19 protein-coding genes and 1 pseudogene are annotated in these 21,376 nt (G+C 60.2%); 10 read left to right on the plus strand and 10 right to left on the minus strand.

The genetic code is table 11. From position 1 onward, the window contains the following. From HX899_RS29020 to HX899_RS29030, 3 genes are all read left to right on the plus strand, one after another. Positions 1–1,906 (plus strand): hypothetical protein (locus HX899_RS29020; protein ID WP_181293991.1); only part of this gene is annotated, 1,906 nt, incomplete at its 5' end. After that, positions 1,907–2,266: a hypothetical protein gene (locus HX899_RS29025; RefSeq protein WP_181293992.1), complete on the plus strand. Its 360-nt coding sequence runs from the start codon at positions 1,907–1,909 to the stop codon at positions 2,264–2,266. A gap of 2 nt (positions 2,267–2,268) precedes the next feature. After that, the gene (locus tag HX899_RS29030) at positions 2,269–4,797 is read left to right on the plus strand and encodes an Hsp70 family protein (RefSeq protein ID WP_246697196.1); all 2,529 of its coding nucleotides are present in this window, start codon (positions 2,269–2,271) and stop codon (positions 4,795–4,797) included. Between the two features lie 264 nt (positions 4,798–5,061). On the opposite strand, the gene HX899_RS29035 is transcribed toward HX899_RS29030, so the two are convergent. Next, positions 5,062–5,709 (minus strand): MarC family protein, encoded by a 648-nt coding sequence (locus HX899_RS29035; RefSeq protein WP_029875185.1) that lies wholly within the window; start codon positions 5,707–5,709, stop codon positions 5,062–5,064. 237 nt (positions 5,710–5,946) lie between these two features. Here HX899_RS29035 and gyrA point away from each other — a divergent pair, with 237 nt between their 5' ends. Beyond that, the gene (gene gyrA / locus HX899_RS29040) at positions 5,947–8,784 is read left to right on the plus strand and encodes a DNA gyrase subunit A (protein WP_180194188.1); all 2,838 of its coding nucleotides are present in this window, start codon (positions 5,947–5,949) and stop codon (positions 8,782–8,784) included. Between the two features lie 184 nt (positions 8,785–8,968). On the opposite strand, the gene HX899_RS35500 is transcribed toward gyrA, so the two are convergent. From HX899_RS35500 to HX899_RS29050, 3 genes and pseudogenes are all read right to left on the minus strand, one after another. Further along, on the minus strand, positions 8,969–9,103 hold the full coding sequence (locus HX899_RS35500; protein WP_018445350.1) for a hypothetical protein: 135 nt from the start codon (positions 9,101–9,103) through the stop codon (positions 8,969–8,971). 36 nt (positions 9,104–9,139) lie between these two features. Beyond that, a complete protein-coding gene (locus HX899_RS29045) occupies positions 9,140–9,295 on the minus strand; it encodes a hypothetical protein (RefSeq protein WP_003539654.1) in 156 nt (51 codons plus the stop codon). A 122-nt stretch (positions 9,296–9,417) separates the two neighbouring features. After that, a pseudogene (locus HX899_RS29050) lies at positions 9,418–9,706 on the minus strand (hypothetical protein). Positions 9,707–9,842: 136 nt separating this feature from the next. Between HX899_RS29050 and coaD the strand changes: the two are divergent. The 5 genes from coaD (at position 9,843) to tgt (ending at position 13,778) form a co-directional block, all read left to right on the plus strand. After that, positions 9,843–10,337 (plus strand): pantetheine-phosphate adenylyltransferase, encoded by a 495-nt coding sequence (gene coaD, locus HX899_RS29055; RefSeq protein WP_138329481.1) that lies wholly within the window; start codon positions 9,843–9,845, stop codon positions 10,335–10,337. A gap of 42 nt (positions 10,338–10,379) precedes the next feature. Continuing rightward, a complete protein-coding gene (locus HX899_RS29060; RefSeq protein ID WP_181293993.1) occupies positions 10,380–10,952 on the plus strand; it encodes a peptidylprolyl isomerase in 573 nt (190 codons plus the stop codon). A 29-nt stretch (positions 10,953–10,981) separates the two neighbouring features. Then, entirely contained in the window at positions 10,982–11,491 is a 510-nt protein-coding gene (locus HX899_RS29065; protein ID WP_003539661.1) for a peptidylprolyl isomerase, read from the plus strand. 74 nt (positions 11,492–11,565) lie between these two features. Continuing rightward, positions 11,566–12,651, plus strand: coding sequence for a tRNA preQ1(34) S-adenosylmethionine ribosyltransferase-isomerase QueA (gene queA, locus HX899_RS29070; RefSeq protein ID WP_181293994.1), 1,086 nt, complete (start codon positions 11,566–11,568; stop codon positions 12,649–12,651). Continuing rightward, positions 12,648–13,778: a tRNA guanosine(34) transglycosylase Tgt gene (gene tgt, locus HX899_RS29075; protein WP_062942310.1), complete on the plus strand. Its 1,131-nt coding sequence runs from the start codon at positions 12,648–12,650 to the stop codon at positions 13,776–13,778. Before queA ends, tgt begins: the two co-directional genes overlap by 4 nt. 31 nt (positions 13,779–13,809) lie before the next feature. Here the strand turns inward: tgt and HX899_RS29080 are convergent, their stop codons facing one another. From HX899_RS29080 to HX899_RS29100, 5 genes are all read right to left on the minus strand, one after another. Next, positions 13,810–14,238, minus strand: coding sequence for a DUF4864 domain-containing protein (locus HX899_RS29080; protein WP_131645680.1), 429 nt, complete (start codon positions 14,236–14,238; stop codon positions 13,810–13,812). 81 nt (positions 14,239–14,319) lie between these two features. Then, the gene (fabF, locus tag HX899_RS29085) at positions 14,320–15,585 is read right to left on the minus strand and encodes a beta-ketoacyl-ACP synthase II (protein ID WP_181293995.1); all 1,266 of its coding nucleotides are present in this window, start codon (positions 15,583–15,585) and stop codon (positions 14,320–14,322) included. A 13-nt stretch (positions 15,586–15,598) separates the two neighbouring features. Further along, positions 15,599–16,105, minus strand: a complete 507-nt coding sequence (locus tag HX899_RS29090) for a helix-turn-helix domain-containing protein (RefSeq protein WP_181293996.1) — start codon at positions 16,103–16,105, stop codon at positions 15,599–15,601. A gap of 47 nt (positions 16,106–16,152) precedes the next feature. Next, complete coding sequence (locus HX899_RS29095; protein WP_181293997.1) at positions 16,153–16,452, minus strand: hypothetical protein; 300 nt, start codon at positions 16,450–16,452, stop codon at positions 16,153–16,155. Positions 16,453–16,581: 129 nt separating this feature from the next. Further along, on the minus strand, positions 16,582–18,444 hold the full coding sequence (locus HX899_RS29100) for a calcium-binding protein (RefSeq protein ID WP_181293998.1): 1,863 nt from the start codon (positions 18,442–18,444) through the stop codon (positions 16,582–16,584). A 261-nt stretch (positions 18,445–18,705) separates the two neighbouring features. Here HX899_RS29100 and HX899_RS29105 point away from each other — a divergent pair, with 261 nt between their 5' ends. Continuing rightward, positions 18,706–21,078 carry an alpha-amylase family glycosyl hydrolase gene (locus HX899_RS29105; RefSeq protein WP_181293999.1) on the plus strand — a complete coding sequence of 791 codons (2,373 nt, stop codon included), beginning with the start codon at positions 18,706–18,708 and terminating at the stop codon, positions 21,076–21,078. Positions 21,079–21,097: 19 nt separating this feature from the next. Here HX899_RS29105 and HX899_RS29110 read toward each other — a convergent pair whose 3' ends face one another. Beyond that, positions 21,098–21,286: a hypothetical protein gene (locus HX899_RS29110; RefSeq protein WP_138329471.1), complete on the minus strand. Its 189-nt coding sequence runs from the start codon at positions 21,284–21,286 to the stop codon at positions 21,098–21,100. Positions 21,287–21,376 lie beyond the last annotated feature (90 nt).

Genomic DNA, 21,376 nt, shown 5'->3' on the forward strand with positions numbered 1-21,376 from the left:
CGCGGCGGAAATTTCCGATCTTGTGGAAGAAGGCGGATTTTCGGCTACGGTTTCAGAGGCCGAACTGCACAGGGCTCAGCAGACACTTCTGACGCCTCGCCTGCGGCTTGCCGCGGAACTCTCCTGGCTGCCTGAGCTCAGCGACGCTCAGATATCGACGGTAATGTCCGCCCAAGGCAAGTTTGCTGAGATGGCTCTTCCGGAATTCGTCGGCGAGCTTCCTGAACTGGCCAAGGCCAACATCCTCGCGGACTTCTGCGCTAGACAGTCGGTGTCGGAGGAGATCGTTTCCGCACTCCTCGAAGCGTGGGAGTGGATCGATCCTGACACCGTTCTTGCGTTCCTGAGATCGACGAGACGCGCGGCGGGAATGCCTGATCCCGATGCGAAGCTTCTAAATACGTGCCTCCATGACCTCAAGGGCAGGCATGCGGTCATAGTCGTCGCCAGCGTCCTTGGTGGAAAGGATCCAGGTTCGGTGATGCGGACTCTCGTGGATGACGAAGTCGTTAAAAGTTCTCCTTCGTCTCTGTTACCCGCCATGGTCAAGGAGTACGAGAAGCGAAACGAACGCAATCTTTCGAACGCCGCCTCCGATATTTCAGACACGATATTGAAAGCGAAGACCGGCAACGTGGAATTGTCCGCTACGCTGATCCGGATCGTCGGACTGCTTCAGGAATGGAGTAAATTCGCCCGCCCGATCGCCGGATTCTATCGCTGGCGGGGCCATTCGGAGCCACGTACCAAGGCGCTCTTCTTCGAGATTCGAGGCTTTCTTCTCGATCTGGTCAATAACGAGAACAAGCTGGATGAAGCGAAAAAGCTGATTCTATGGTCAGGCGCATTTCTGGCCGAGACAGACGATCTCAAGAAGGTCTCGGACAAGGATCTCGCCGATATCGAGGCCATCATAGCGGACCATAAGGCTGCCGAGCTGTTCGAGCCTCTTGCCGCGGCATGCGAAGCAGCCAAGTCGGCACACAAGGAGTTTTCCAAGGTTGTCAGAAAATCCGGTGTCGTCACGAGCGCGCCCAGCCCGGTCGGACCATTCGTGTCCGCCTTAGAAGGCTATCTCGCAAAGGACGGCGATGCCGATTTGGCAGCTGTCGCCTCGCGGGACCTTTCCCTATCCTTCAACAATGACTTCGACGACCCCGAAGTCGCCTACAAACTTCTGCAGGCAGCGATGCATCGTCTCAAGGATTGCGGTGTTTCGCAGGCAACTACGGATCGCCTTGGCGACGACGCGGAAACTCTGTTCGGAAACTGGAAAATACCCGAGATCGAGAAGCAGAAGGGCAATCTGTCGCGCATGATGACCCTGGTGGAAGAGTCCATACTCATGGCGCCGCCTGGTCTCAAGACGGAATTCTCTACCTTGCATTCGGCTCTCACGAAGCAGCGCCGTGACAGCAGAATGAAGCTCGTCGGCTGGGGAGTCATCATCGCAATCATCGCGGTGCCCATTATTCTGTCGAATTCCAAGAAGACGTCATCCTATTCCAGCTCGACAGGATCTGACGCATATCGTCCTTCTACGACTTCAGCCAACAAATCGTTCACGCCGGACTATTCGACGACCTCGAACAACAGTGCCTACTTGGCACCACCGACACCGGTCGATAGCCGTTCTGAGGTAAAACCTTCGTCCGGTTTGGGCCAAGCTCTGAGCCGCTCGGAATTGCGCTATTGCATTTTCCGGGGCAAACGGCTCGATCTTCTGCGAAACCTAGCGTTCACCGACGCGGCGGTGTCGAGCTTCAACGCACTGGTCTCCGATTTCAATCAGCGTTGCGGAAATTTCCGCTACAAGCAGAACGACATGGATCAGGTGAAGTCGGAAGCGGCCAGCAAAACTTCGCAATTCACGACCGAAGCGTCAACGATCGCAAAGGGATGGTAGATGAGTGAACAGACAGATGATTCTGCCGTTGTTGCCAAATTGTGTGTCGAGCAATGGAAGCTTTTGCAGCGATTTTCGAAGGCGATCGAACTTGTGCCCGATGGCGACCGGAACCGTCTTGTATCGCAGGTTAGATATTCTGAACTTCAGCTCCAGTCGCTTGCAGCCGAAGCCGGTCTGAAACTCATCACGTTCGATGGCGAACTTTTCGGGCCTGGATGCCCGGCAAAGGCCGACAACCTTGAAGACTTCTCCGACGAAGAGGGGCTGATCGTAGAGAGGACGCTAGAGCCCGCCGTTGTTAGGAACATGCACATTCTCCAACCCGGCCGCGTCTTGCTGGCCATCCAGAATCAATAGCAATGGATCCGATCATGTATCTTGGAATTGATCTCGGCACTTCGAATTCCGCAGTCGTAGGTTACATCGACGGGCAGCTTCGCCTATTCAAGTCCTCGGATGGCAGCGACGTCCTTCCGAGCGTCATCTACATCGACAGACGTGGGCACAGGTTCGTAGGGAAGAGCGCCTATGACCGCATCGTCACTTCTCCGCAGAGCGTCGCTGCGGGCTTCAAGCGGCTGATGGGAACCCGTAGTCCGGTTCGCATCAACGAGGAAGAGTGGACGCCGGAGGATTGCAGCGCCGAAGTGATCCGGACGCTCGTCTCGCAGGCAAACACCGAATCCGGCGGGCAAAGTATCGAGGGTGTCGTCATCACGATCCCGGCGGCATTCAACCAGATGCAAAGCGAGGCGACCGCAAGAGCCGCCAAAGCTGCCGGACTCGATAGGGTCAGCCTGATCCAGGAGCCTGTCGCGGCGGCCATCGCAGCCATTGCAAAGACACCCGTCAAGGACGGCGTGTTTTTAATCTACGATCTCGGCGGTGGCACCTTTGACGTGGCGTTGGTGATCAGCACGGGCGGCTCCGTGAATGTCATCGCGCACGAAGGTATCAACATGCTTGGCGGTCGCGACTTCGACAGGCGTATCTTCGACAGCATCGTCAGGCCGTGGCTGGTGTCGAACTTCAGGTTACCGGAGAATTTCCAGAAAGATCCAGCCTACCGACACCTCAAGACGATCTCCCATCACGCGATAGAGCGAGCGAAAATCCAGCTTTCGGCTTCTGGTTCCGCATCAATCTTCGCTAGTGAGGACGATATCAGGATGAAGGATCTCGACGGTGCGGAGATCTATCTCGGTGTGGACACAACACGTGACGCCGTCGCTAACATCATCCGCGACCGGGTGGACGAGACAATCGCTCTCTGCCGCAAGATCATTTCCGACAACGGATATCAGGTCGAAGACATCAGCAAGATCGTTCCGATCGGCGGCCCGTCCAAGATGCCTCTTATCCGCGAACTGCTGCAGAACGAACTTGCCATCGAAGTCGAACAGACTCTGGATCCGATGACCGCAGTCGCCATGGGGGCCGCGATCTTCGCAGAGAGCAGGGTGTGGGAAGACACTCGCTCGACGAGAAAGACCTCCCGCGCTCGCGAAGAGGTGCGAGGCAACATCAACCTTGTTTTCGATTACCCGGCCCGCGTCACGACTGCGACCGCTCACCTCAGCGTCAAGCCGGATGGCAGCAATTCTGAGCGCCACTGGATCGAAGTTGTTGACGAGACGGGTACCACAACTGGAAGATCGCCTATCGACGGGGCGCTACGCATCCCTCTGACGCTGAGGCAGGACGGAAACAACCGGTTCAAGATATCGGTGTCGGGTGAGGACGGCGTCGCCATTCCCGATCTCTCTCGCGAAATCGTCATCTCGCGTGCTCCGGCTAGTGCGGCTAGCATCCCGATGACGTATACGCTGGCAGTCAAGACACAGGTCGGCACTGTAGGTTATGAGCGAAATCGACTGATGCCGCTTGTGGTCAAGGGAACGGCCCTACCGGCGGAGGGTCGCGAGACGTTCCGATCTGGCAAGACGTTGCGGGGCGGCACACCCGACACGCTGAACTTCGAGTTCTTCGATATGGCGACGGGCGTCGATGATCCAGAAAAAAACTTGCATATCGGCGACTTCAGGCTCGATGCCGAGAATGATTTAGCCCGTGGCGAACGCATCTCCCGTGGTTCGGATTTGATCGTTCACTGGCGCATGAGTGACAACGGAACCCTGAGCTTCGCGGTGGAAATTCCGGAAATCGGTCGAGCTATCGACGCCCCAGCTCTTTATTTCGTGGAAGGCGGCCACATCAACTTTGAGGGAGAACAGGGGTCGCAGATCGCGACATCGCTACTCGCACGCGCCGAGGAGGAACTGCGGGAACTGCAGGAGGTACTTCCGCATCTATCGACGGATATTGATCCGCTGAGAAACAAGATCGAGGATCAGCATGCAGCGCTTGCAACCTCCATCGATGCCGACACACACAGGTCGGTGACCGAGGAAGCGCGGAAGATCCGTCAGGATGTAGCGCTTCGAAAGATCAGCCCCGAAAACGTCAAACAGGTCGTCACCCGCGAGGTCGAAAGCTCAGAACTTGATTTCGATGAACTGAGGGATATGGCGGAGGACGCTGATATCGAGCGGCACGACCGCCTGGTTTCGACGGCCCGGCGAACGGTGAGGGAAGGGGACTTCGATTCCGCCAGATACGCCTTGGACGAAATGCGATCCATCCGATTCAAGATCGTTTCGAGCCAACCTACGTTCCTCGTCGGTCTCTTCAAGGAGATCGCAAGCGAGGATTATCTTGCGATCGATCGCGAACTTCACGAACGTCTTGTCAACGAAGGCGTGGCCCGCATCGATGCTGGCGATGTTGAGGGTCTTAAGACGGCCATTCGTGGAATCCTAAACAACAGGGTGTCAATGGAGGTCAGTGGATCGAGGATTGTGGAACTGGCCCATCTCTTGGGTTCGTGATCCCGTATATCAGACCCGTTGCGCTGCAAACCAAGCATCGGAACTCTATGCTTCCGGTTCAGACAGGTGACTAGCTGCCTAACAGGTTAAGAGAGAGTCGCAATGAGTTCCTTACCGATGCGGGACCTTCGGGTTTGTAGATGCGCGCCTGGAGCACGATGCCGAAAAGTGTCTGTGGTTTCGGGCGACATCATGCTCTGTTTCCTTGATCTCGATCTGGATGATTGAAGATAGATCGGTGTATTTCCGGATTCTCCGCCGTTTCTAATGCGGTGTCGCGCTGATGAGGTTGAACGCCGACTTCGCCCCGTCGACGACGAACTGTGCGGCGAGCGCTGCGAGGATGACGCCGAGGAGCCGCGTCAGGATGGCCCGGCCGGTGACGCCGAGGAAACGGTCCAGCCTTTCGGCGATGAGCAGCATGAGGAAGGTCAGCAGCAGATTGGCGGCAATGACGCCGATCAGCTGCGCTTTCCCGATCGAGGTGGCCAGCGTGCCGGCCAGCAGGATCGTCGCCGAGATCGCACCCGGGCCGGCAATCAGCGGCAAGGCGAGGGGGAAGACGGCGATATTCTCGATGTGATCCTTGGTGATCGCCGCCTCGGTCGCCTTCTCCTTGCGCTCCTGCCGCCTCTCGAACACCATCTCGAAGGCGATCCAGAACAGCAGCAGCCCGCCGGCGATGCGGAAGGCGCCGATCGAAATCCCGAGCACGCCGAGCACGCCGGCGCCAAACAGCGCGAAGACGGCGAGGATGATGAAAGCGATGACCGAGCCGCGCAGCGCCACCTGCTTGCGCTCGGTTCGGCTCATGCCCGTCGTCAGGCCCAGAAAGATCGGCGCAAGCCCCGGTGGATCGATGGTGACGAGCAGCGTCGTGAAGGCGTTGATCAATTGGTCGGCGCTTGCCATCGGCTCTCCGGAACCCCACATGGGTGCGTGGTTTTTTATGATTGTGAAGCGGGGATTTCGATTTGGCAAATATCCCGCGGCGGCTCGCGGCGGATTTGTCCGGTCCGGCCGCGCAACTTGCATGTTTTACCCTCTTTAAGCCGCAAAAGCCTGTTCAAAACGCGCTGTGAAATTGGCGCGGCAACAGGCTTTCCGCTATAAATCTTCAAGTGATTCTAGAAGAGATCGTGATCTGTTTTGACTGAGCAAACACCCCCCGGCGGCGGGAAGCTCCCGCCAGGCATCGAGCCCATCTCCATCATGGAGGAAATGCAGCGGTCGTATCTCGATTACGCCATGAGCGTCATCGTCAGCCGCGCGCTGCCCGACGTGCGCGACGGCCTGAAGCCCGTGCACCGGCGCATCCTCTACGGCATGTCCGAGCTCGGCATCGACTGGAACAAGAAATACGTCAAATGCGCCCGCGTCACCGGTGACGTGATGGGTAAATTCCATCCGCATGGCAATTCCGCGATCTATGATGCGCTCGCCCGCATGGCGCAGCCATGGTCGCTGCGTCTGCCGCTGATCGATGGTCAGGGCAATTTCGGCTCGGTCGATGGTGATCCGCCGGCGGCCGAACGTTATACCGAATGCCGCCTGGAAAAGGCTGCCCACTCGCTGCTCGACGATCTCGACAAGGAAACCGTCGATTTCCGCGACAACTACGACGGCACGCTCTCCGAGCCGGTCGTAGTGCCCGCCAAATTCCCGAACTTGCTCGTCAACGGCGCCGGCGGCATCGCCGTCGGCATGGCGACCAACATTCCGCCGCACAACCTCTCCGAAGTCATCGACGGCTGTATCGCGCTGATCGACGACCCGGCCATCGAGCTGCCGGAACTGATCCAGATCATTCCCGGTCCCGACTTCCCGACGGGAGCGAAGATCCTCGGCCGTGCCGGCATCCGCTCGGCCTATGAGACCGGCCGCGGCTCCGTCATCATGCGCGGCGTCGCCGCCATCGAGCCGATGCGCGGTGACCGCGAGCAAATCATCATCACCGAGATTCCCTACCAGGTGAACAAGGCGACGATGATCGAAAAGATGGCCGAGCTGGTGCGCGACAAACGCATCGAAGGCATCTCCGATCTGCGCGACGAATCCGACCGCCAGGGGTACCGCGTCGTCGTCGAGCTGAAGCGCGATGCCAACGCCGAGGTCATCCTCAACCAGCTTTATCGCTATACGCCGCTGCAGACCTCCTTCGGCTGCAACATGGTGGCGCTGAACGGTGGCAAGCCCGAACAGCTGACGCTGCTCGACATGCTGCGCGCTTTCGTCTCCTTCCGCGAGGAAGTCGTTAGCCGGAGAACGAAATTCCTGCTGCGCAAGGCGCGTGACCGTGCCCATGTGTTGGTCGGTCTGGCCATTGCCGTTGCCAATATCGACGAAGTCATTCGCGTCATCCGCCAGGCGCCCGATCCGCAGTCCGCCCGCGAAGAACTGATGACCCGCCGCTGGCCGGCGGAAGATGTCGAAAGCCTGATCCGTCTGATCGACGATCCGCGCCATCGCATCAATGACGACCTCACCTATAATCTCTCCGAAGAGCAGGCGCGCGCCATCCTCGAACTGCGCCTTGCCCGCCTGACGGCGCTTGGCCGCGACGAAATCGGCGACGAACTCAACAAGATCGGCGAGGAAATCAAGGATTATCTCGATATTCTCTCCTCGCGCGTCCGCATCCAGACCATCGTCAAGGACGAACTTCTCGCCGTCCGCGACGAGTTCGGTACGCCGCGCCGCACCGAGATCGTCGATGGCGGTCTCGAAATGGATGACGAGGATCTGATCGCCCGCGAAGACATGGTCGTCACCGTCTCGCATCTCGGTTATATCAAGCGTGTGCCGCTGACTACCTACCGCGCCCAGCGCCGCGGCGGCAAGGGTCGCTCCGGCATGACCACCCGCGACGAGGATTTTGTTAGCCGGCTATTCGTTGTCAATACCCATACGCCGGTGCTGTTCTTCTCCTCGCGCGGCATCGTCTACAAGGAGAAGGTCTGGCGCCTGCCGATCGGCACGCCGACCTCGCGCGGCAAGGCGCTGATCAATATGCTGCCGCTCGCACCCGGCGAGCGCATCACCACCATTCTGCCCTTGCCCGAGGACGAGACGAGTTGGGACAATCTCGACGTCATGTTCTCGACGACGCGCGGCACGGTTCGCCGCAACAAGCTGTCGGACTTCGTCCAGGTCAACCGCAACGGCAAGATCGCCATGAAGCTCGAGGAGGAGGGCGACGAAATCCTCTCCGTCGAGACCTGCACGGAAAATGACGACGTGTTGCTGACCACGGCGCTCGGTCAGTGCATCCGCTTCTCCGTCGACGACGTCCGGGTCTTTGCCGGCCGCAACTCGATCGGCGTGCGCGGCATCAATCTCGGCGATAGCGACCGCATCATCTCCATGACGATCGTTGGTCATGTCGATGCCGAGCCGTGGGAGCGTGCTGCCTATCTCAAGCGTTCCGCCACCGAACGCCGGGCGACGGGCGTGGATGAAGAGGATATTGCGCTGGTCGGTGAAGAAGTCACCGAGGAGGGACAGCTCTCCGACGAGCGCTATGACGAGTTGAGAGCACGCGAACAATTCGTGCTCACCGTCTCCCAAAAGGGCTTCGGCAAGCGTTCGTCCTCCTACGACTTCCGCATCTCCGGCCGCGGCGGCAAGGGCATCCGCGCCACCGACACGTCGAAGACCGGCGAGATCGGCGAGCTGGTCGCGGCCTTCCCTGTCGATGACGGCGACCAGATCATGCTGGTCTCCGATGGTGGTCAGCTGATCCGCGTGCCGGTCGGCGGCATCCGCATCGCCAGCCGCGCCACCAAGGGCGTTACCATCTTCTCGACGGCAAAGGATGAGAAAGTCGTCTCGGTCGAGCGCATCAGCGAGCCGGAAGAGGATGAGACGGAAGAGGCTGTCGAGGTCGCCGAAGGCGCCCCTGTCACCGACGAAGGTTCTGCCGATGAAGGTGGCGGCGACGAGGCGCCGATTGCCGATGGCGATCCGGCCGGGCCGGCCGAGGAATGATCAAATGAACGGGGCGGCTTCGAGCCGCCCTTTTCTTTTCAAGCCGCCCTTTTTCTTTTCAAACCGGATGATGGTTGAGGACTGCACCCAAAGAAAAAAGCCGGACGCTGGGTGCATCCGGCTTTGAATAGCCCTGGCGACGGAAGGGTGCCGCTCAAGGGTGGGAAGAGGAGAGAAAGGAACGTCAGAATGCTCTATGTTTTTCGTTCAGCGCCTTCACCTCTTCGCCTTCGCGCCGGAGCGCTGAAATCGTCGAGGCCACAGACACGATGAACATCACGCTGATGAGGGCGGTGAGCACTGTCAAGATCGTGAACATAGGCATTCCTTTCCTGGGGAGTTGCGTTCTCGCCCCTCAGTACTGGCCCAGTACGGCCGTCCGGGCCGAAGCATAGGGTCCATAAACCTTGGACGTATCAACCTTCTGATCATAGAGAGCGACAGTTGCGGTCAGCATGCCCGTGACCATTACCATCCAGAGCACGTTAATCATCGTAATCTTGCCGGGCATTTTTAATCCTTCCGCGCCGCTCTATGTATCGGTTGAATGAACGCATCCGTCTGTAAATGGTTCCGCCGGATGTTGATCGGGTGTTTACCAATGCCGATCTGAAGCGACCTTGAATGTCTCGTTCATCTGGCATTCAGATTCGAAGCTTGTTTTTCGCGCAGCCGGCCCTGGGCGCGCACGATCGCCGCATGCTCGGCAAGCTCCGGCCGCACCCAGCTCATCTCGTATCGATCGGCGAAATAGCCATAGGCCATCTCGGCGGCGAGGGAGGAAATGACGGCAAGTGCAACGAGCACGATCAGCATGGACCTGGTCTTTCGGGGGAGCGCCGGATGCCGGAATGGCATCGGCTGCTTTGATGATCGGAGTTAAGCAGATCCAGTCTGAAACGGTCTTGAACGGGCCATTCATCCGCCGTTTAACCGCCCGGCGCATAACGTCCTTTACGCGTCTGAAAAGACGCGCGGCGGTCTAGCCGGAGCTGGGCAAATCACTTGCGAGAAGGCGTCATCCGTGACAAAAGGCGTCAAACCAACGGTCGGGCCACATGACGACAGCTTTCTATCCGGGGTCCTTCGACCCGATCACCAATGGGCATGTGGATGTTCTGGTCCAGGCGCTCAACGTCGCCGAAAAGGTGATCGTCGCGATCGGCATCCATCCCGGCAAGGCGCCGCTCTTTTCCTTCGAGGAGAGAGCTGAGCTGATCCGCCGTTCTCTGGCTGAAGCGCTGCCTGGCAAGACCGGCGACATCACCGTCGTCTCCTTCGACAATCTGGTCGTCGATGCCGCCCGCATCCATGGCGCCACGCTGTTGATCCGCGGTCTGCGCGACGGAACCGACCTCGATTACGAAATGCAGATGGCCGGCATGAACCGGACGATGGCGCCCGATATCCAGACCATCTTTTTGCCGGCGGGCACGGCCTCGCGGCCCATTACCGCCACATTGGTCCGCCAGATCGCCGCCATGGGCGGCGATGTCAGCGCTTTCGTGCCGGCCGCTGTCTTGCAAGCCCTCACATCCAAGCGCCCAAACTAGCAAGCGCAAAGACTAGGCGGAACCCGCCGCAATGGAGCTCATATGAAACTCTTTTATCTCGCATTTGCCGGCGTGTTGTATCTCGCCTCCTTCGCGGGGGATGCCTTCGCCCAGTCGGCCGATCATTATCTCACCATCCAGCTGAAGGATGGCCCTGTTGTCATCCAGCTCATGCCTGAAGTGGCGCCGAAGCATGTCGCCCAGATCGAGGCGCTGGCCAAGAAGGGCGAATACGATAACGTCGCCTTCCATCGCGTCATCGATGGCTTCATGGCTCAGACCGGCGACGTCAAATACGGCAACACGGAAAAGGGCTTCGATGCGAGCCTCGCCGGCACCGGCTCCTCGGATATGCCTGACATCCCGGCTGAATTCTCCAAGACCCCGTTCGTGCGCGGTACGGTTGGTATGGCTCGCTCCCAGGATCCGAATTCCGCCAATTCGCAGTTCTTCATCATGTTCGCCGAAGGCTCCTTCCTGAACGGCCAGTACACCGTCGTCGGCAAGGTCGTCTCCGGCATGGAGAACGTCGACAAGATCAAGAAGGGCGAAGGCCAGAACGGCGAAGTCAAAAGTCCCGACCGGATGATCAAGGTCACCCTGGGCAAGAAGTAAGTTACGATAGAAACAAGAGGAGAAGGCAAATGGCCGAGATCAAGGATCCCGAAAACACCGTCATTCTGGAAACCACCAAGGGCAAGGTTGTCATTCAGCTTTTGCCGCAGGTCGCCCCGGAACATGTCGCCCGCATCAAGGAACTCGCTCGCGAGAAGGCCTATGACGGTGTCGTCTTCCACCGCGTCATCCAGGACTTTATGGCCCAGACGGGCGATGTCGAATTCGGCAAGAAGGGCTCGGAAACCTTCAATCCCAGCCGCGCCGGCATGGGCGGCTCCTCGAAGCCGGATCTGAAGGCCGAATTCTCTGCGACCACGCATACGCGCGGCACCTGCTCGATGGCCCGTTCGCAGAACCCGAACTCGGCCAATTCGCAGTTCTTCATCTGCTTCACCGACGCGCCCTGGCTGAACAAGCAGTATTCGGTCTGGGGCCAGGTCATCGAAGGCATGGACAACGTCGACAAGATCAAGCGCGGCGAGCCGGTTTCCGATCCGGACTCGATCGTCTCCATGCGGGTTGCCGCCGACGTCTGATTATGATTTCTGCTGAAACCCGCCCTTGCGCATAGCTGCGTGGGGCGGGTTTCGCTTTGCCTGAAAGTGCCCTGATGCGCGTAGACCTTTTCGATTTCGATCTGCCCGACGAACGCATAGCGTTGCGGCCCGCCGAGCCGCGTGACAGCGCGCGCCTGCTCGTCATCGATCCGAATGCGGAAAACAGCCTGTCGGATCACCGCGTCGGCGATCTCACATCCTTCTTGCGGGCTGGCGACGCACTGGTCTTCAACGATACCAAGGTCATTCCCGCCCAGCTCGAGGGCATCCGCTATCGCGACGGCGCCGGCGGCCAACAGGTGTCTGCCACGCTGCACATGCGCACCGGCCCCAGCCGCTGGAAGGCCTTCGCCAAGCCCGGCAAGCGCATCAAGCAGGGCGATCGCATCGGCTTCGGCCATTCCGGCGAAAGCTGTTTCCTCGGTTCGCTCGATGCCACCGTCGAGGAAAAGGGCGAGGCCGGCGAGGTGACGCTGCTGTTTGATCTCTCGGGCCCGGCGCTCGACGAGGCGATCGCCGCCGTCGGCCATATCCCGCTGCCGCCCTATATCGCCGCCAAGCGCCCTGACGACGAGCGCGACCGCGCCGATTACCAGACGATCTACGCTCGCGAGGAGGGCGCCGTTGCCGCCCCCACCGCCGGCCTGCATTTCACACCTGCGCTGTTCGAAGCGCTCGACAAGGCCGGCATCGAACGCCATTTCGTCACGCTGCATGTCGGCGCCGGCACCTTCCTGCCGGTCAAGGCCGACGATACTGCCGATCACAAGATGCATCTCGAAAGCGGCTATGTCAGCGCCGAGATCGCCGCCCGGCTGAATGCCGTGCGAGAAAGAGGCGGGCGCATCGTCTGCGTCGGCACGACCTCGCTGCGGCTCATCGAGAGTGCAGCCGAGGAAAGCGGAGAGGTCATGCCCTGGGCCGGCGCTACCGGCATTTTCATCACGCCCGGTTACCGCTTCAAGGCGGTCGACATGCTGATGACCAATTTCCACCTGCCGCGCTCGACGCTGTTCATGCTGGTCTCGGCCTTCGCCGGCTTCGAGACCATGCACGCGGCTTATAAACACGCCATTTCGACGGGCTACCGCTTCTACTCTTACGGCGACGCGAGCCTTCTTTTCCGGAAAGACAGATGACAGATAACTTCCAATTCACCCTTGACAAGACCGACGCCGGCGCACGCCTTGGCCAAATCTCCATGCCGCGCGGCGAGATCCGCACGCCGGCCTTCATGCCGGTCGGCACCGTCGGTACGGTCAAGGCGATGTATCTCGACCAGGTGCGCGAGACCGGCGCCGACATCATCCTCGGCAATACCTATCACCTGATGCTGCGCCCGACGGCCGAGCGCGTCGCCCGGCTCGGCGGCTTGCATAAGCTCATTCGCTGGGAACATCCGATCCTGACGGACTCGGGCGGCTTCCAGGTCATGTCGCTGTCCGGCCTGCGCAAGCTCGACGAGCAGGGCGTCACCTTCAAGTCGCATGTCGATGGCAGCCTGCACCATATGTCGCCGGAGCGCTCCATCGAAATCCAGGGGCTGCTCGGCTCCGACATCCAGATGCAGCTCGACGAATGCGTGGCGCTGCCGGCTGAGCCGAAGGAGATCGAGCGCGCCATGGAAATGTCGCTGCGCTGGGCCGAGCGCTGCAGGGTCGCCTTCGGCGAGCAGCCCGGCAAGGCGATGTTTGGCATCGTCCAGGGCGGCGATATCCCGGCGCTACGCATCCGCTCGGCCGAGGCGCTGAGCCAGCTCGACCTCAAGGGTTATGCCATCGGCGGCCTTGCCGTCGGCGAGCCGCAGGACGTCATGCTGCAGATGCTGGAAACGACGCTGCCGGTCCTTCCTCTGGAAAAGCCGCGTTACCTCATGGGTGTCGGCACGCCTGATGATATTCTGAAATCGGTCGCCCGGGGCATCGACATGTTCGACTGCGTCATGCCGACCCGTTCCGGCCGCCACGGTCTCGCCTTCACTCGCCGCGGCAAGGTCAATATCCGCAATGCCCGCCATGCCGAGGATATGCGCCCGCTCGACGAACAGTCGAACTGCCCGGCCTCGCGTGATTATTCGCGCGCCTATCTGCATCATCTCGTCCGCGCCAACGAAGCGCTCGGCGGCATGCTGCTCTCCTGGCACAATCTCGCCTATTACCAGGAGCTCATGCAGGGCATCCGCAAGGCGATCGCCGAAGGCCGCTTCGCCGATTTCATGGCGGAAACGCAGGAGGAATGGGCGAGGGGCGATCTCGAACCGGTTTAAGCCAATCAGACGAAGTTTGATCAGATCGGGATCAAATGCCCTTGCTGTCTGCGTCCGGCATGATCTGCACGCCGTTGATCCTGTAGCTGCCGTCCGGTTGACGCATGATCTGGTAGATCGCTGTCCAGTCCTTGCCGTCCCGGCCTGAAATCAGCACCTCGTGATAGATCAGCGCGCCGTTGTCGATCGAGCGGCTGCGCCCGAAGGCGTAATTGCCGGGGTGATAGACCGGCTCGTAGCTCTTCTTCACCATGGCGAAGAACAGGTTCTTGTCGGGATACAGCGCCCGGATGCCGGGAGCGGCGAAGGAATAGGCGGTCTCGGCATCGTCCTTGAGAAAGGCGTTGATCTGGTCCTCGATCATCGTCCGCGTCGTGTCGATCGGATCTTCGGCGCGGGCCGAGACGGGGGAGAGGGCGGACGCGGCACACAGGATGAGAACTGCGAAGAAGGCGCGCATGGGGTATCTCCGGCTCTATCGGGGAAAGGATCGCCGATAGAGCAGAAGTGTAGGCGATTTTCAGCGCAAGGAAAGTGGACTTTACGACCAGCGGCGGAACAGGGCGCTGGCATTCACCCCGCCGAAGCCGAAACCGTTGGTAATGGCGTAGTCCATCGCCAGCGTCCGCGCCGTCTTGCCGACGATATCGATGCCGTCGGCGGCTGGATCGACCTCATCGAGGTTGCGGGTCGGCGGTGCAATCTGGTCGCGCAGCGCAAGGATGGTGAAGATCGCCTCCAGCCCGCCGGCGGCGCCAAGCAGGTGGCCGGTCGCCGATTTCGTCGCGCTGACGGCAATACCGCCATTGCGGCCGAAGACCGTGCCGATCGCCGCGATCTCGCCTCTGTCACCGACCGGTGTCGAGGTCGCATGCGCGTTGAGATGCCTGACCTCCGAAGCCGGGATCTTCGCCTGCCTGAGTGCTGCCTCCATCGCCCGGCGGGCGCCGTTGCCGTCTTCGGGGCCTGATGTCATGTGGTAGGCGTCCGCAGCCGTGCCATAGCCGACGAGTTCGGCGAGCGGCGTGGCGCCGCGGGCAAGCGCGTGCTCCAGCGTCTCGATGACCAGGATGCCTGCGCCTTCGCCCATGACGAAACCGTCGCGCGCCGTGTCGAAGGGGCGAGACGCCAGTTCCGGCGTCTCGTTGAAACCGGTGGAAAGCGCACGCGCAGCGGCAAAGCCGCCGAGGCTCACCTTGTCGATGCAGGCCTCGGCGCCGCCGCAGATCGCCACATCCGCTTCGCCGGAGCGGATCAGCCGCGCCGCATCGCCGATTGCCTGGACGCTGGCGGCACAGGCCGTCACCGGAGCCCCGAGCGGCCCCTTGAAGCCATAACGGATGCTGACCTGGCCGGCGGCGAGGTTGACGAGGAAGGAGGGCACGGTGAAAGGCGACAGCCGCCGCACACCACGCGTTTCGCCGATCCGCACCGCTTCGGCGATCGCCGGAAAGCCGCCGACGCCCGACGCGATGATCGTTGCCGTGCGCTCGCGCTCGCCTTCGTCGGTCGGCATCCAGCCGGCCTGCCTCACCGCTTCCTCCGTCGCTGCAATGGCGAAGTGGATGAAACGGTCCATCTTCTTCTGGTCCTTCGGCGGGATGCAACGGTCGGGATCGAAACCAGCCTCAGCATCTTCCGCGATACCAGGAACGATGCCACCGACCTTGGCCGAGAGCTCGCCGACAATATCCTCCGCCAGCACCCGCAGCCCCGAACCGCCATCGAGAAGACGCTTCCAGGTGGGCTCGACGCCGGTGCCGAGGGGCGAGACAAGTCCCATACCGGTGACAACGATGCGATCCATTCTTTTGTCCTTTCTATGCGTCGATGCCGAGATACCAGGCGCGCATGCGGGCGATCCGCTGGTGCACCTCGTCATCGGCGGCTGGACCTGCAAGCAGGCTGGTGTTTTCAGGTGTCACTTCTTCGCCGGTCCGCGCATCGACCAGCATCGTCTGGCGCTCTTTGCCGGAAGCGGTATCGCCCAAGAGAAAGGCGAGGTCCTCTTCGGGAATGTGCCGGCTTCCCCAGGAAAACAGCGTCATCAGAACAGGAAAGAAGTCACGGCCCTTGTCCGTCAGCCGATATTCGTAGCGGGCAGGGCGCTGATGGTAGAGACGCCGTTCGAACAGCCCCTTTTCCGTCAGATGTTTCAGCCGCCGCGTCAGGATGTTCGGCGCCACGCCGAGGCTTTTCTGGAATTCGTCGAAGCGTGAAAGCCCCTGGAAGGCATCGCGCAGGATCAGCATGCTCCACCAGTCGCCGACGCTGTCGAGCGCGCGCGCCGCCGGGCATTTGAAATCGCTGAAACTCGTTCGCTGCATGGCTGATGTCACTACAGCAGTGACTATCATCATGCAAGTTAGTTATCTCAAACGTCACCCTCGAAAATACGGGCAAGCAGGATGCCGGCAACGAGCATGCCCGCTGCCACGAAGATCGTGTCACCCGGCGTGCCGATATAGAGCGGCCCGATATTGGCAAAGAGCAGGAAGGCGATGAGGAAATTCGCCCAGCCCCACATGACATTCGCCGTCGGTGAGCCGAGCTTTGCCCCTTGCGCGAAGGGGATGCGGAAGCGCCGGCCGCTGACCCCGGCGACGAAATGCGGGATGCCGTTGGTCAGAAATGCCGCGGCGATGAAATGGACGATATAGGCGATCCAGGGCAAAGGCTTCTCCGTTGCGGCACGAGTGGCGTCAACGGAGAATGTGGCCGGGATTTAGGCTCCGGCAAGAGGGGGGATGCGACCGCCCGTGACGCTGCAGGCCGGCCCCCGCAATGAGACGAGCCGACCGGCTCAGACAAGCAGGAGATCTTTGAAGTGAAGTGCGGCGGAATTGTCGAGATCGGCGACATGGATTGCCCCGCCTGCTGCGCTTCCATCCGCATCATAGGATAAAATGCCGCTGGCCTGATCGTAGATCAGCTTGTCATCAGCCTCGAGCGCCTTCGTTCCCAGAACGAAATTCTCGGCCGAAAAGCTCGATGGCTTGAGCCCGGTGAAGACAGCGTCGTCGAACACCAGCTTATCGCCTGCGGCTGAAGAGAAATCGACGATCTTGTCAACGCTGGTATTGCTGGGCTTCACATCGAAGACGAAGGAATCGCCTCCGCCTCCGCCCGTGAGAACGTCAGCACCGGTCTTGCCGATCAGCTTGTCATTGCCAAGCCCGCCGATCAATCGGTCGTTCCCTTTCCCGCCGTTGAGAAAATTGTTTCCGTCGTTGCCCGTGAGAATGTTGGCCGTATTGTTGCCTGTCGCGCTGAGATTGGCCGTCCCGGTCAAGGTGAGGTTTTCGATCATTCCGACCGTATGCTTCTGATCGGCCAGGCTGAAGCTGATCGAAGCCTTTACGGTATCCGTTCCGCCGCCCCGGCTTTCGTCGACGATCTGGTTCGCATTGGTCACGGTGAAGGTGTCGTTGCCGGCGCCGCCATAGAGATGGTTGGTGGCCGGCGGCGTGCTGGCGCCGCTGCCTGCTACCTCGATGATCAAGGGATGATCGGTGACATCGAGCGTCAGCGACGACACGTTGCTGAGGCTTTTGATCGCCGTCGTCCCGGTCACCGGGTCGAAGACCTTCACAGAGCCGAACGAGGCCCCGAGATTGACTTTGACGCCTGTTGTCGCGGCCTGAATGGCTGTGTCGGAGGACTGGTTCCAGATATCTGGCTCGTTCCAGACGATGATCTGGTAGCTTCCGTCCGATTTTTCCGTCAACAGGCTGCGGGCCGACGACGGCAGACCGTCGATCGAATAATTGAGTGTTCCCGCGCTGAAGCTCGCCTTCGTTGCGCCGTCGTCTTCAAGGATGGCGGTCAGATTGTGGATCGCCGTTGCAGCCGGTTTGGCTGAATAGTCGAGATGAAAGAGACCGAAATGCCGCTCCTGGTTGGTGCCCTGCGGATCGGAATAGGCGTCCAGCAGCTCGTAGATGAATGTCTTTTTCGATCCGAGGGCCGCACCGTCCATCAGCGTATTGAGCAGGAGCTTAGCCTGCGTCGCTTCGCTGACGCCTTCCCAACCGCCATTGGTGTCGGCGGTGAGCGAGGTGTGGTAACCGGTTTCGGTGATCGCCAGTGGCTTGCCCGGATCGGCAGCGCGCTGAACGCCGGATTCTCGGGAAAGCCACGAGAATGGCTGGTCGCCATCCTTCGCATAGGTGTGGATCGTCGTGTAGTCGGAGGCCGAAGCGACCGTATATCCGGTAAAGCCGAGGACTGGGATATTCTTCAGCAAGGGATCGGCGTTGACCGCGGCAGACAGGTCCTTCTGATAGGCGACTGCTGCTGCCTGGCCGCTCAGCCCATGATAGCTGACCGGCCAGTTATTGACTTCGTTCGGACCTTCGATGCCGACGACCGATCCGGGATGGGCTTGCACGAAGGCATGCAGCCGCTGGGCGACAGTGGCGGGGTCGACTTCGCGCTGGGCGCTGAAAACGAATTGCACGCCGGCTTCCGCGGCATCGCCGAGATGCGTTTGGCCGTTGGGATCGGAGGCGGAGTTGGGGGCGTGATCGCGAACGGTATCAAGGCCAAGATAGTCGAGAGCCTTAACAACTTCTCCGACATTGGAATATTTTCCGTCGGTGTAGTCGATATGCGTGTCAATTCCAAAGGAACGAATAATATCGTTTATTCTAACGGCTTGAGCCAAAGTTTTTCTCCCAGTTTATGAGGGAATTGGCGATGGGAATTTATTCTTCACATTTCTGATGCCAATTCGATTTAATACACGAGGATGGCCGTGCAGTGCTGCCCGTTAACCATGATAAATTGTCCTGAATGTGGCCCGCGCCGGATCGGTCTTAATACCGAATCTGTGCTTGCATTTTTGCATCCAGCCGGCCGACCATGACCCCGTGAAACAGACGCATAGGCAGAATCTGGCGAAGTCCAACATGGCCCGGAGGATCCGATGACCGTTAATGTTCAGTTCCGGTTTCGCAGCGGCTTGCCGTCGACGGCGTTCGACAATGTCCGTCTCCGCGGCAGTTGGGACGAGCAGGGCCGACCCTCGAGCGATTGGACGTCTCACCCAATGCAGCGCTCTCGCGACGAGGATGGTTATGATGTCTTCGTCGCCAGGGTTTCTTTTCCCGATGCCGAGATCGGCACGCATTTTCGCTGGGGGGTCGAGTTGGATCGGCCCGGCATTCCAGGCCTTTGGGCGATCGCCGCCGAATTGGACGACGAGGCCTCGACGCGCCGCGAACGCGCCTTCGATCTCCAGCAGGGGATAGCGCCGCAGACCTATTATCTGACATGGATCGGCCGTCTGGGGGCAAGCCGGGTTGAGAGGCGCAACGGTGCTGACGGCATCCGCTTTTCGGTCTGGGCGCCGAACGCCAGGGCCGTTTCGCTCGTGCTTGCCGATCCCGCCATCGGTTACATCGCCGATGACGGCACCGGAACGGTGGCAACCATCGGGATGCGAAAGACCGTTGATGGATTCTGGAGCGTTGAAACCGACGAGGACCACGGCCTTTCCGATTTCGACAGCATGGTCGGCACGCCCTATATGTACCGCATCACCAGGGACGATGGGTCGCTCGCCTACCGCACGGATATCTGGTCCCTCATGCAGATCGGCGCCGGAGACTTCGATCCCGACGGAGCCGCCTACCACGGATCGCCGGCGGCATTGGACGGACCGCAGAGCTGCTCGGTCGTCTGCGATCCGAAGCGGGTCGTTCTTCCATCCGGGCAGGAGCTTGCCGCCGAGACGTTCTGGGCTGACGAATTCGTTGGCGGCCAAGCACTTCCGGAGCGGTTCGAGGATCTGGTGATCTACGAATTGCACGTCGGCGCACTCGGTTTCGGCAAGGCCGCGCCCGGCACGCTTGACGATGCCATCGCCTTCATCGAGCATCTGTCGGCACTCGGCGTCAACGCCGTGGAACTGCTGCCGATTGCGGAATTCGAAACGCGGGCCAACTGGGGTTACGGCACGTCGCATTTCTTTGCCGCCGACCAGGGGGCTGGCGGCACCGACCGGCTGAAGATGTTCGTCAAGATCTGCCACCAGCGTGGCATCGCCGTCATCCTTGATGTTTGTTACAATCACTTCGATCCGGACGGCGAGCGGGCGCAATGGGCCTATGATTCCAACGATCACACCCGCAATATCTATTATTGGTATGAGGGAACTCCCGGCGATTACGCCGATCCGACAGGCGGCTACATCGACAACATCTCCACGGGATGGGCGCCCCGCTTCGATGAGGAAGCCGTGCGCCAGCTTTTTATCTCCAGCGCGGCATTTCTCGTCTCCGTCTGCCATATCGATGGTTTCCGCCTCGATCAGACAAGTTCGATCCACCAATATCCGGTCCTGCATGCCGATGGCCGGCGCGCCGATCGGGCCGCTGCCTTCGGGGCCAAGTTTCTGAAGCAGTGGACCCGCACGATGCGGCTGATCAAACCGCAGCTTTTCCTGACGGCCGAGGATTATTCGGACTGGTCGGCGATGACCGAGCCGAGCCTGACCGGCGACGGGCTCGGCTTCGATGCGACCTGGTACGGCGATTTTCATCACAACCTCGTCGAATATCACGGCGGCGCTCAGGCGCAGCTGTTGAAGAATGCCGGTTTCGGGGACAAGCGGGCGCTGACCATGTCGTCTCTTGCCGGCGCGCTGCAAACGAGCGCGCGATCCAAGGTGGTCTACAACCAGTCGCATGACGATTGCGGCAATCGCGAGGGATCGGCGCGAACCGCTGTTATCGCCGTCAATTTCGCGCCGATCATCGGCGAGACCAGGGCATGGGCGGAGGCGAGATCCAGGTTCGCGGCGGCGATGACGCTGCTATCGCCGGGGACGCCGATGTTTTTCATGGGCGAGGAAATCGGCGCCCAGAAGCCCTATCGCTACAATGATTTCCTCGACAACCGCGAGAATATTCTCGGCGAAGCTGATGGTAGCGGGGCAGGGATGCTCAGCTGTTATCGCGATCTGATCGCGCTCAGCGTCCATCAGGATGCCATTCGCTCCCGCAACATCGACATTCCCCTGGTTCACGACGAAAATCGGGTGATCGCGTTTCATCGATGGAACGACGGCGAGGATTTCCTCGTCGTGGGGTCGCTGAACGACGCGCCCTTCGAACACGGCTATCGGCTGCACAGCGAACGTCTGGGGGATGATCTCTGGGAGGAGATCTTCAATACCGATGCTGACACATATGGCGGCTGGAACGTTGGTAATGGCGGCGGAAGGATCAGAGCCACTGCGGGAGTGCTGAATGCCGTGTTGCCGGCATCAGGCGTTCTGGTCTTTCGTAGGTTGTGACGCGCCACGCCCGGAACGGTCAGACAAAGCCGAGCGGCAGATTTTCCACTTTCCTGTCATTGGCGTAGTCGCGCTCATGCGGCGAGCGACGGCGGCCGTCGCGGCGAGCGGAAAGATCGATCCGGTTTTCGGCGAAAATTCCGTCGGGCCAGGTGCCGGTGTCATGGCAATCGGCGTCGATCTTTGGGGCAAGGATTTTCAGGATCATCGAGGGTTCCTCCAGGCGGAGCATCAACATTTGGAAAGGGCGTCCGGTTCCTTTTATAAATCCAGAATTATTAATAAATTAACCATAAAA

The sequence above is a fragment of the Rhizobium sp. WYCCWR 11146 genome (assembly GCF_013591995.1).
Lineage (GTDB): Bacteria > Pseudomonadota > Alphaproteobacteria > Rhizobiales > Rhizobiaceae > Rhizobium > Rhizobium indicum.